General features: G+C 69.1%; 10 protein-coding genes. 4 read left to right on the top strand and 6 right to left on the bottom strand.

Annotated elements, in window-relative coordinates:
- Positions 1-213 precede the first annotated feature (213 nt).
- The 3 genes from M0G41_RS18500 to M0G41_RS18490 are packed head-to-tail and all read right to left on the bottom strand — an operon-like array spanning position 214 to position 3,135.
- Positions 214-1,206, bottom strand: a complete 993-nt coding sequence (locus M0G41_RS18500; RefSeq protein ID WP_248211724.1) for a cytochrome d ubiquinol oxidase subunit II — start codon at positions 1,204-1,206, stop codon at positions 214-216.
- A 1-nt stretch (position 1,207) separates the two neighbouring features.
- The gene (locus M0G41_RS18495) at positions 1,208-2,569 is read right to left on the bottom strand and encodes a cytochrome ubiquinol oxidase subunit I (RefSeq protein ID WP_248211723.1); all 1,362 of its coding nucleotides are present in this window, start codon (positions 2,567-2,569) and stop codon (positions 1,208-1,210) included.
- On the bottom strand, positions 2,566-3,135 hold the full coding sequence (locus M0G41_RS18490; RefSeq protein WP_248211721.1) for a GbsR/MarR family transcriptional regulator: 570 nt from the start codon (positions 3,133-3,135) through the stop codon (positions 2,566-2,568). Before M0G41_RS18490 ends, M0G41_RS18495 begins: the two co-directional genes overlap by 4 nt.
- A gap of 276 nt (positions 3,136-3,411) precedes the next feature.
- Here M0G41_RS18490 and M0G41_RS18485 point away from each other — a divergent pair, with 276 nt between their 5' ends.
- Positions 3,412-3,879, top strand: coding sequence for an REP-associated tyrosine transposase (locus tag M0G41_RS18485; protein ID WP_282453034.1), 468 nt, complete (start codon positions 3,412-3,414; stop codon positions 3,877-3,879).
- A 146-nt stretch (positions 3,880-4,025) separates the two neighbouring features.
- On the opposite strand, the gene M0G41_RS18480 is transcribed toward M0G41_RS18485, so the two are convergent.
- The gene (locus M0G41_RS18480) at positions 4,026-5,399 is read right to left on the bottom strand and encodes a formimidoylglutamate deiminase (RefSeq protein ID WP_248211717.1); all 1,374 of its coding nucleotides are present in this window, start codon (positions 5,397-5,399) and stop codon (positions 4,026-4,028) included.
- Between the two features lie 211 nt (positions 5,400-5,610).
- Between M0G41_RS18480 and hutI the strand changes: the two genes are divergently transcribed.
- A complete protein-coding gene (gene hutI, locus M0G41_RS18475) occupies positions 5,611-6,831 on the top strand; it encodes an imidazolonepropionase (protein WP_248211716.1) in 1,221 nt (406 codons plus the stop codon).
- Positions 6,832-6,844: 13 nt separating this feature from the next.
- Positions 6,845-7,738 (top strand): haloalkane dehalogenase, encoded by an 894-nt coding sequence (locus M0G41_RS18470; protein WP_248211715.1) that lies wholly within the window; start codon positions 6,845-6,847, stop codon positions 7,736-7,738.
- 238 nt (positions 7,739-7,976) lie between these two features.
- Here M0G41_RS18470 and M0G41_RS18465 read toward each other — a convergent pair whose 3' ends face one another.
- Positions 7,977-8,138: a 30S ribosomal protein THX gene (locus tag M0G41_RS18465; protein WP_248211709.1), complete on the bottom strand. Its 162-nt coding sequence runs from the start codon at positions 8,136-8,138 to the stop codon at positions 7,977-7,979.
- Positions 8,139-8,226: 88 nt separating this feature from the next.
- Entirely contained in the window at positions 8,227-8,634 is a 408-nt protein-coding gene (locus tag M0G41_RS18460; protein ID WP_248211707.1) for a MerC domain-containing protein, read from the bottom strand.
- Positions 8,635-8,736: 102 nt separating this feature from the next.
- Here M0G41_RS18460 and M0G41_RS18455 point away from each other — a divergent pair, with 102 nt between their 5' ends.
- On the top strand, positions 8,737-10,839 hold the full coding sequence (locus M0G41_RS18455; protein ID WP_248211704.1) for a TonB-dependent receptor: 2,103 nt from the start codon (positions 8,737-8,739) through the stop codon (positions 10,837-10,839).
- The last annotated feature ends 255 nt before the right edge of the window (positions 10,840-11,094 follow it).

Genomic DNA, 11,094 nt, shown 5'->3' with positions numbered 1-11,094 from the left:
GCTCTACATACGAGGTCAGCCAAAGCTGCCCCAAGGAGCAAGCGGCTTCCCCGGAAATCGACCGGTGGTATAGGCGAATCTGAAGCCGGATCCAAGGTACAAGGAGCCAGCTTGCTGGCGATCATTCCCTCCGGGAGCGGGAATCGCCAGCAAGCTGGCTCCTACAGTCGACGGGTGCGGAAGGCTTCAGCAGACAGGACGACGCAACGCCTGTCACTCGTAGCTGAGCGCCCCGTCGCGGCCCCAGAACACGCGGTAGGCGAACACCGTGTAGCCGATGATCACCGGCAGGGTGATCGCGGCACCGACGAACATGATGAGAAGCGCGTCGGTCGAGGCGGCGGCGGTCCAGACGGTCAGTTCGTCGACCACCAGGTAGGGAAACAGGCTGTAGGCGAGCCCGATGAAGGCCAGCAGGAACAGCGCGACGGCACTGGCAAAAGGCTGCCAGTCCGAAGCCCGCTCGCGACGCGCGAGGCGGCGCAGGCGCGACTCGGCATAGAAGAAGACCAGAGCCGAGAGCAGGGGCAGCTTGAGCAGGAAGAAGAACGCCGGCATCGAGAACCACTTGGCGAAGATCCGCTCGGAGACCAGCGGGGTGACCACCGAGACCGCGGCGATGCCGAGGCCGGTCAGCCACAGCGCGCGCCAGGCCCAGCGGATGCCCTGCTCGCGCAGCGGACCCTCGCTCTTCATGATCAGCCAGCAGGCGCCGAGCAGCACATAGCCCGCGGCGAGGCACACCGCGATCAGGGCGGAGAAGGCAAGACCCGCGGCATCATCGCGGAAGCCGATCACGTAGCTGCCCAGCATCCAGCCCTGGGCCAGGGCCGCCATCAGCGAGCCGGCGAAGAAGGCGCCGTTCCACAGCGGCCGGTGCGCATCGTCAGCCTTGACCCGGAAGTCGAAGGCGACGCCGCGCAGGATCAGCCCGATCAGCATCACCGTCACCGGCAGGTAGAGCGCGCCGAGGATGGCGCCGTGGGCCTTGGGAAAGGCGACCAGCAGCAGGCCGATGCCGAGCACCAGCCAGGTCTCGTTGGCGTCCCAGAACGGCCCGATCGCGGCGATCATGCGGTCCTTGCCGGCGTCGTCGACGTTCGGCAGCAGGATGCCGATGCCGAGGTCGAAGCCATCGAGCACCACGTAGGCCAGCATGGCAAGGCCCATCAGCACGGTGAAGGCGAGCGGCAGCCAGACGTCCATGTCAGGCGCCCTGTACCTGGGCGCCGGCGGCCTCGGCGGCCGCCTGCTGCTTCACAGCGCCAGCCTTCCGCGCCATCAGGAACAGCACCGAGACGTAGGCACCGAGCAGGCCGACGTAGACCGCGAGATAGGCGGTCAGGCTGAGCCCGATCAGCGGCGCGGGCACCGCCGATGCGGCCTCGGCGGTGCGCAGCATGCCGCTGACCAGCCAGGGCTGGCGGCCGATCTCGGTCACGTACCAGCCGGCCAGCGTCGCCAGCCAGCCGGAAAAGCTCATGCCGGCCAGCAGGCGCAGCTGCCATGTGGAGAGACCTCCGCGGCGCCACCAGCTCCAGCCGCACCACCAGGCCGTCGCCAGCATCAGCATGCCGGTGCCGACCATGACCCGGAAGGCGTAGAACACCGGCGCCACCGGCGGGTGCTCGCCCTCGAAGCTGTCCAGCCCCTTGATCTCGCCGTCCAGTTCGTGGGTGAGGATCAGGCTGGCCAGCTTGGGAATGCCGATCGCATAGTCATTGCGCCGCTCGGCCTCGTTGGGCACGGCGAAGATCAGCGCCGGCGCGCCGCGCTCGTCCTGCCAGATGCCTTCCATGGCCGCCACCTTGGCCGGCTGGTGCTCCAGCGTATTGAGACCGTGCAGGTCGCCGACGAAGATCTGTACCGGGATCAGGAAGGCCGCGACCGTCAGCGCCGTGCGCAGGGCGACGCGCACATCGCCCCCGCGCTGGCCGCGCAGCCAGCGGTAGGCCGAGAGCCCGGCAACCAGGAAGGCCGCGGTCAGACCCGAGGCCAGCAGCATGTGGCTGAGCCGGTAGGGGAAGGACGGATTGAACACCACGCTCCACCAGTCGGCGGCGTGGAACTGGCCGTCGATGATCTCGAAGCCGGCCGGCGTCTGCATCCAGCTGTTCAGGGCGAGGATCCAGAACGCCGAGGCGGTGGTGCCGGCGGCGACCAGGAAGGTCGCCAGCGTGTGCACCCGCTCGCCGACGCGCTTGCGGCCGAAGAGCATGATGCCGAGGAAGCTGGCCTCGAGGAAGAAGGCGGTGAGCACCTCGTAGGCCAGCAGCGGGCCGGCGATGTTGCCGACCCGCTCCATGAAGCCCGGCCAGTTGGTGCCGAACTGGAAGCTCATGGTGATGCCGCTGACCACGCCCAGGGCGAAGCTCAGCGCAAACACCTTGACCCAGAAATAGTAGGCATCGAGCCAGGCGCGCTCGCGGCTGCGCAGGAAGCGCAGCTTGAAGTAGAGAAGGAACCAGCCCAGCGCGATGGTGATCGTCGGAAAAAGGATGTGGAAGCTGATGTTGGCGGCGAACTGGATCCGCGCCAGCACCACGGGATCGACCATCTCGGCGCTCATGCCGCGCCCTCCTTGTCCTCCTGGCGTGCGCCGCGGCGCAGCAGGCGATCCTTGAAGTCGAGCAGCTTGACCGCGCCGGCGCCGAGCCCCATCAGCTGCTCAAGGGTTTCCGGCGCCAGCCGGCGCACCTCGGCGAACCAGTCGGTGAGCTGCTCGATCAGCTCGTGCATCTGCCGCATGCGCTCCTGCGCGTGGCGGTCCTCTTCATTGCCGGGCGACTCCAGCATGGCATCGCGGAGCATCGACAGGGTCGGGTCGATCTCGCGCCGCTGACGCTCCTCGGCAAGGATCTTGAAGATCTGCCAGACGTCGTCGGGGGCCGAGTAGTAGTCGCGGCGGTCACCCGGCAGGTGCGACAGGCGGACCAGGCGCCAGCTCTGCAACTCCTTGATGCCCATGCTGACATTGCTGCGACTGACCTGCAGCGCCTCGGTGATCTCGTCGGCATTCAGCGGCCGGGCGGAGACGAAGAGCAGGGCGTAGATCTGCCCCACCGTGCGGTTGATGCCCCAGCGCGAGCCCATCTCACCAAAGTGGAGGACGAAGCGCTGGGTGAGCGGAGGCATGTTCATATCTGTTCTTTCAGAAATTTCTGAAAGAATGATATCCGTAAAGGATGAGCCGCGGGTGAAGGCGGCTGAGGCCCTTTTCGCCAGCAAGCTGGCTCCTACAACGGGGTCACTCGGCTTGGCGGTGATTCGAACCCGCAAAGGTGCTGTGGTGTAGGAGCCAGCTTGCTGGCGATCCAACGCCCGACCACCCGGACGCATTCAGACAACGCCTACGCCGCGACGGGTCCGCCACCGATACCTGGAAGGCCGGACAACGGGTCAACTTGACCCATGAACGCGAGGCCCAACCCATCCGGCCACGCCCGACTCCGCGCAGGCCGCCGCTCGATTCCCGGACAGGTGTACCTCCTGACCACCTGCTGCGCCGGCGGCTGGAAGCGCTTCGCCGAGCATCCCGCCGCCCATGAGGCAGCGCGCACTCTTGCCCAGCCCTGTGCCTGGGGCGATGCGGGGCTGCTGGCCTGGGTGCTGATGCCGGATCATCTGCACCTCCTGATTCAACTGGAGGAGCAGCCGCTGGGCCGGGTGATGCAGCAGGGCAAATCGCGGATTGCGGTGGCAGTGCAGCGCATCGAGCAGGCCCCGCCACCGTTCTGGCAGCCGGCGTTTCATGATCGGGCGCTTCGGAGCGAGGAGGACATCAGGCGCGCCGCGCGATATCTCGTGGCGAATCCATTGCGGGCGGGGCTGGTGGACGAGATCGGGGCGTATCCGTACTGGGATGCGGTGTGGTTGTGATGGGGCCGTTTTCGCCAGCAAGCTGGCTCCTACAAGGGTGTTATTCGGCTTGGCGGTGATTCGAACCCGCAAAACTGCTCTGGTGTAGGAGCCAGCTTGCTGGCGATACCGGCGTCGGGTCGGGCCCATCGCCAGCAAGCTGGCTCCTACAGTGCGGCGAGTTCCGCCACCGCCTTGCGGTAGTCCGATTCCACCCTCTCGCGCAGGCGATGACGGCCTGCGCGGACCTGCCAGCGGCCGCCGACCATCACGGCCTCGACCATCGACCGGTTGCCGGCAAACAGCCAGCGATCGATTACATCGGCCTCGCTCGCGCCTGCCAGGGCCACGGCCCGCGGATCGAGCACGATCAGGTCGGCACGCCACGGCCCCTCGTTATCGGGTCCGGCCAGGCGTCCGATTCGCACGCCGGCTGCCTGGGCGCCGCCGGCCAGGGCGCCGGCCAGCAGCACCTCGCCACAGCTCTCACCCTGCCCTGCCACCACGTTGCGGCGCAGGGCGCGCAGGCGCTGGCCGTACTCCAGCCAGCGCAGCTCCTCGACCGGCGAGACCGAGACATGACTGTCCGAGCCGATGCCCCAGCGGCCGCCGGCCTCGAGATAGCTGCGCAGCGGGAACAGACCGTCGCCGAGGTTGGCCTCGGTGGTCGGGCAGAGGCCTGCCACCGCACCGCTGGCGGCAAGCTCCACGCACTCGGCTTCATCGAGATGGGTGGCATGGACCAGGCACCAGCGCGCATCGACGCCAATCCGGTCGAGCAGCCAACGCACCGGTCGCGCACCGCGGATGGCCAGGCAGTCCTCGACCTCGGCGACCTGCTCGGCGATGTGGATATGGATCGGCTGGTTGGGGTCCGCCGCCGACAGCACCTCGCGGATCGCCGCCTCGGGCGCCGCCCTCAGGCTGTGGAAGCACAGCCCGCCGCGCTGCAGCGGATGCGCCGGCCCCGACGCCGCTCCGACCAGCTCGAGATACTGCGCGGTGTCGCAGCCAAAGCGCCGCTGCCGCTCGGACAGGGGACGGCCATCGAACCCGCCGGTCTGGTAGAGCACCGGCAACAGGGTCAGGCCGATGCCGACCTGGTCGGCGGCGGCGCGGATCGCCTCGGCCATGGCCGAAGGCGGCGCGTAGGCGTGCCCGTCGTGGTCGTGGTGCAGGTAGTGGAATTCGCAGACGTGGCCGTAGCCGGCCTCCAGCATCTCAACATACAGCTGCGCCGCCACCGCCTGCAGCTGCGCCGGCTGCAGGCGCTGGGCGAAGCGGTACATCAGCTCGCGCCAGGTCCAGAAGCTGTCCTGCGGATCGCCCTGACGCTCGGCCATCCCGGCCATGGCCCGCTGGAAGGCGTGCGAATGCAGGTTGGGCACCGCCGGCAGCACCCAGCCGGCGAGGCGCTCGCGGTCCTCCGCGTCGGAACCGGGGGCGACCCGCGCGATGAATCCGTCGGAATCGATATCAAGGGCGACCTGCCGCTGCCAGCGGCCGTCGATCAGGGCGTTGTCGGCGAGATAGCGTTGCATCCGCGGATTCTCGCCCGAGCCGCCCCTCTCTGTCTGGCCCGGCGCTCTGAACCTCCCCAGCTTCGCTGCTCTGCCCCTCCCATTGCCGCGCTTCGTGCGGAACGGGGAGGCTGGGAGGAGGTGGCACGGAATCCAGCGCACGCCCTCTCCGGAGCCGGAGCCCGAACATCCGGGCTAGACTCGACCCCCACCCGCGCAGGAGCCCGTTTCGATGCCAGCCACCGACCGTCTCGCCCTCCACGGCGCCCGCGTCGCCACACTGGAAGGCAGCGAGGGCTACGGCCTGGTCGAGAACGCCAGCGTGGTCTGGCGCGGTGAGCGCATCGAATACGTCGGGCCGCGCGGGGCCGCGCCGCCGGCCGAACGCGAATGGGAGGCCGGCGGCGCCCTGCTCACGCCGGGACTGATCGACTGCCACACCCATCTGGTGTTCGCCGGCAATCGCGCCGGCGAGTTCGAGCAGCGCCTCAAGGGCGTTTCCTACGCCGAAATCGCCCGCGCCGGCGGTGGCATCGCCGCCAGCGTACGTGCCACCCGTGAGGCCGACGAGGACGCCCTGCTGGCGGCCTCCCTCCCCCGCGCCCTGGCCCTCCGCGACGACGGCGTCACCACGGTCGAGATCAAGTCCGGCTACGGGCTCGATCTCGACAGCGAGCTGCGCATGCTGCGCGCCGCGCGGCGCATCGGTGAAGCCAGCGGGCAGTCGGTGCGCACGAGCTTCCTCGGCGCCCACGCCCTGCCTCCGGAATTCGCCGGCCGCGCCGACGATTACATCGCGCGGATCTGCGAGGACTGGCTGCCGCAGATCGCCGAGTCGGGCCTTGCCGATGCGGTCGATGCCTACTGCGAGGGCATCGGATTCTCGCCCGATCAGGTCGACCGGCTGTTCAGCGCCGCGCGGCGGCACGGCCTGCCGGTGAAACTGCATGCCGACCAGCTCAGCGACCTCGGCGGCGCCGCCCTGCTGGCGCACCACGGGGGACTCTCGGCCGACCATGTCGAGTACACCAGCGCCGAGGGCGTGGCGGCGATGGCCACTGCCGGCAGCGTGGCCGTGCTGCTGCCCGGCGCCTTCTACGCCCTGCGCGAGACCACCTTGCCGCCGATCGCCGCGTTCCGCGAGCACGGCGTCGCCATGGCGGTCGCGACCGACCTCAATCCGGGGACCTCGCCGCTGGCCTCGCTGCGCACGGCGATGAACATGGCCTGCGTGCTGTTCCGGCTGACCCCGGAGGAGGCCCTGCGCGGCGCCACGGTGCACGCCGCCCGGGCGCTCGGTCTCTCTGATCGCGGACGCATCGCCCCGGGCCAACGCGCCGACCTCGTGCTCTGGCAGGCCGAGCAGCCGGCCGAACTCGCCTACTGGACCGCGGGCGCCGCCCCGCTGCGGGTGATCGCCGGGGGCCGGCAGATCTCCTGCGTCGCCCCCTGAACAAGGAGCCCCCATGGACATCCTGCGCACGCCCGATGAACGCTTTGCCGGCCTGCCCGGCTACGACTTCGCCCCGCACTACGTCGATGACCTGCCGGGCTATGCCGGCCTGCGCGTCCACTACCTCGACGAAGGCCCGAAGGATGCCGCCGTCAACTGGCTCTGCCTGCACGGCCAGCCGACCTGGAGCTACCTGTACCGGAAGATGATTCCGGTCTTCAGCGCCGCCGGGCACCGGGTCATCGCCCCCGACCTGCTCGGCTTCGGCCGCTCCGACAAGCCGGTCGACGAGGCCGTCTACGGCTTCGACTTCCACCGCGGCATGCTCATGGCGCTGATCGAACGCCTCGATCTGCGCGGCATACGCCTGGCCTGCCAGGACTGGGGCGGCCTGCTCGGCCTCACCCTGCCGATGGACCTGCCCGGTCGCTTTGCCGGCCTGCTGGTGATGAACACTGCCCTGGCCACCGGCGACGTGCCGCTCGGCGAGGGCTTTATCGCCTGGCGCGCCTACAATCGCGGCCAGCCGGACCTCGACATTGCCGGGCTGATGCAGCGGAGTACCCCGATCCTGACCGGGAGCGAGGCCGCCGCCTACGCCGCGCCCTTCCCCGACGCCCGGCACAAGGCGGGCGTGCGCCGCTTCCCCGAGCTGGTGCCCGACCACCCCGACGCCGAAGGCGCCGCGCTCTCCCGCCGCGCCCGACAATGGTGGAACGAGGAGTGGAGGGGCCCGTCGCTGATGGCCATCGGCATGCAGGATCCCGTCCTCGGCCCACCCGCCATGCGCTACCTGCGCCGGCAGATTCACGGCTGCCCGGAACCCATCGAACTGGCCGAGGCCGGCCACTTCGTCCAGGAATGGGGCGCCCCGATCGCCGAAGCCGCCATCACCAGGCTGGTCTGACCTCAAGGCAGGCCGATCGCGATGCCCGGTTCGGGCGCGAAGCAGACCTTCCACAACACCCGAATGTAGGAGCCAGCTTGCTGGCGATCGTCCCATCCGGGGCGACTATCGCCAGCAAGCTGGCTCCTACAGCGGGACCGGGGCGAATGCGAACTTCGCGCCCAATCCACGCATCGCTCCCGAACCCGAGCACAAAAAACCCCGGCATTGCCGGGGTTCTTGTCGAAGCGCGTTGCGCTCAGCCCTTCTTCGCGGCGGCCTTCTTGGCCGGCGCCTTCTTCACCGCGACCGGCGCCTTCGGCTGGGTCGAGGTCTTGGCCCCCGCGCCGTGCGGACGCGAATTGCCGTAGCTGCCGGCAAACGTCTTGCCGCGAGTCGTACGCTTGTCACCCTTGCCCATCTGTCGGATCTCCGTTTGCTGGTCCGGCACCTGCCGGATTGAAGACCGCGCAGGATACCAGCAGCGCGGTGGCCGTGGAACCTGCCGCTCAGCGGCTCGCGCGGTGGCCCAGGCGCAGGTTGTAGAGGTGGGCCAGGCCCAGCAGGCCGCCGCCCAGGGTCATCACCAGGGCATGGCCCAGGCCGTGATCATGCAGCGGGGTGAACGAACCCGACCAGAGCAGGGCCAGGCCGGCAACCAGCAGCCAGGCGGCCTTCAGCACCCGGTGCCGGCGGTAGCCCACCGCCACCGTACTGATCCCGAGCACGCTGGCAAACATGACGAAGGCCTGGTCGATGTCCGCCCAGCCACCCGCGCTGAAACCCACCGCCGGCAGGAGCCCGGCGAGCAGGGGAAGCATCGCGCAATGCACGGCGCAGAGCGTCGCCGCGACAAAACCGAGACGGTCGCCGGCTGCAAGCGCATCGACGGAGGGGGAACTGGCGGCTTCGAGCACGGGATCCTTGTCCACGGGTGACCAATGGGGGACTTGCGGTCTGAGTGAAACACTATAACATTCGGCCGCAATTTACCATCCCGAGTCGCCCCGAGGAAGCCCATGAGACAGCAATCGCTTTCCCGCGCCCTTCGCCTTGCCCTGCCGATGCTTGGCGGCCTGAGCATCGCCCCGGTCGTCGTCGCCCAGGGCGAACTGCCCCACGATGCCGAGCGTGCCGAGGCGCTGGACGCCGTGGTGGTCACCGCCACCCCGCTCAGGCAATCCGCCGAAGAGCTCACCCGTCCGGTCAGCGTGCTTGCCGGACAAGCACTGGATGAGCAGCGCGCGGGCACGCTGGGCGACACGGTGTCGTCCCTGCCGGGCGTCCAGTCTTCCGGATTCGGCCCTGGCGTCGGCCGACCGGTGATTCGCGGTCTCGATGGCGCACGCGTGCAGACCCTGTCCGACGGGCTCTCATCGCTGGACGCCTCCACGGTCAGTGCCGACCACGCGATCAGCATCGAGCCCTTTCTCGCCCGCCAGATCGAGGTACTGAAGGGACCCGCCACCCTGCTCTACGGCACCGGCGCCATCGGCGGCGCGGTCAACGTGGTCGACGGCCGCATCCCCGATGCAGCGCCGCTGGGCGGACAGCCGATGAGCGGCCGCGCCGAACTGCGCGGCGACACCGCCACCGACCAGCGCACCGCCATGTTCAAGATCCAGGGGGGCAGTGACCGCTTCCAGCTGACCGCCGACGCCCTGCACCGCGAAACCGACGACATCGAGATTCCGGGCTTCTCGGAAAGCGCCGCGCTGCTGGCCGAGGAAGGCGAGACACCCGACCCCGAGACCCGCGGCCTGCTGGAGAACTCGGCCACCCGCACCACCGCCGGTGGCATCGGCGCCAGCTGGCTCGGCGAGCGCGGCTTCCTCGGCTTCGCGGTCAGCGGCTTCGACAGCCTCTACGGCGTCCCTGGCCACGGCCATGCCCACGAGGAAGACCACGAGGACAAGGGTTCGATCACCCTGGACGAGGGCGATGAGGAAGAGGAAAGCGTGCGCATCGATCTCGAGCAGCGTCGCTTCGAAGCCCGCGGCGGCCTGCTGCAGCCCTTCGCCCTGCACGACTCGATCAGCTTCAAGCTGGCCCGCACCGACTACGAGCACCTCGAGCTCGAAGGGGACGAGATCGGCACCCGTTTCGAGAACGACGGGGTCGAGGGCCGCATCGAGGCGGTCCACGCCGAACTGAACGGATGGCGCGGCGCCTGGGGCCTGCAGTATGGCCGGCGCGACTTCAGCGCCATCGGCGAGGAGGCCTTCGTGCCGCCCTCGCTGTCGCGCGACCTGGGCCTGTTCCTGATCGAGCAGAAGCAGCTGAACCCCGACTTCCGCCTTGAGCTTGGCGCCCGTATCGACGAGGTCGAGATCGACCCCGAGGGCGCCCCCGCGGCCGATTTCAGCCCGTTCAGCGCCTCGGCCAGCCTGCGCTGGGAACTCAACGAGACCTTCCACCTCGACTTCGGCCTCGACCGCGCCGAACGCGCCCCGACCGCGGAGGAGCTGTTCTCCGACGGCCCGCACATCGCCACCCAGAGCTTCGAGATCGGCGATGCCGCGCTCGACACCGAGGTCGCCAATCGCCTGGAGGTCGGCAGCCATTGGCATATCGAGGGCTTCAGCGTGAAGGCGGCGCTCTACACCACTCGTTTCGACGACTTCATCTACCTTGCCGACACCGGCCTCGAGGAAGACGAGCTGCCGGTCCGCGCCTGGACCCAGGGGGATGCCCGTTTCAACGGCTTCGAGCTCGAGGTCGACAAGACCCTCGGCGAATGGGAAAGCGGCCTGTGGTCGCTGCGCATGACCGCCGACGCCGTGCGCGCCCGCCTCACCGACGGCGACGACCTGCCGCGGATCCCCGCCGCCCGCCTCGGCGCCCAGCTGCGCTGGGAAAAGGACGGCTGGCGCGCCCACTTGGGCGCCATGCGCTACGACGACCAGGACCGCGTCGCCGAATTCGAGCGTCCCAGTGAGGGCTACACCCTGGTCGACGCCCAGCTGGCCTATCACTTCGACCTGCAGGACGCCGGCTGGGAGGTCTTCCTCGACGCCCGCAACCTCACCGACCGCGAAGCCCGCCCGCACACGTCCTTCCTCAAGGACCTCGCCCCCCTGCCCGGGCGCAACCTGCAGTTTGGCGTGAGGGTGTTCTTCTAGCCGAAGGAATCGGGGCGGCGTCGCAGAACGCCGTCCCGCAACTCGGGCAGTCGCTCGCCCGCGCATGAGACGTCCGTCAGCTTCTGAACGTAGGAGCCAGCTTGCTGGCGATAGGTGCCTCGTGCGGGCTGCTCGCCAGCAAGCTGGCTCCTTGTACCTTGGATCCGGCTTCAGATTCGCCTATACCACCGGTCGATTTCCGGGGAAGCCGCTTGCTCCTTGGGGCAGCTTTGGCTGACCTCGTATGTAGAGCGG

Origin of the sequence: Pseudomarimonas salicorniae (genome assembly GCF_023156535.1) — a bacterium.
GTDB classification, from domain to species: Bacteria; Pseudomonadota; Gammaproteobacteria; order Xanthomonadales; family Xanthomonadaceae; genus Pseudomarimonas; species Pseudomarimonas salicorniae.
This window is presented reverse-complemented; position numbering and strand designations above follow the sequence as displayed.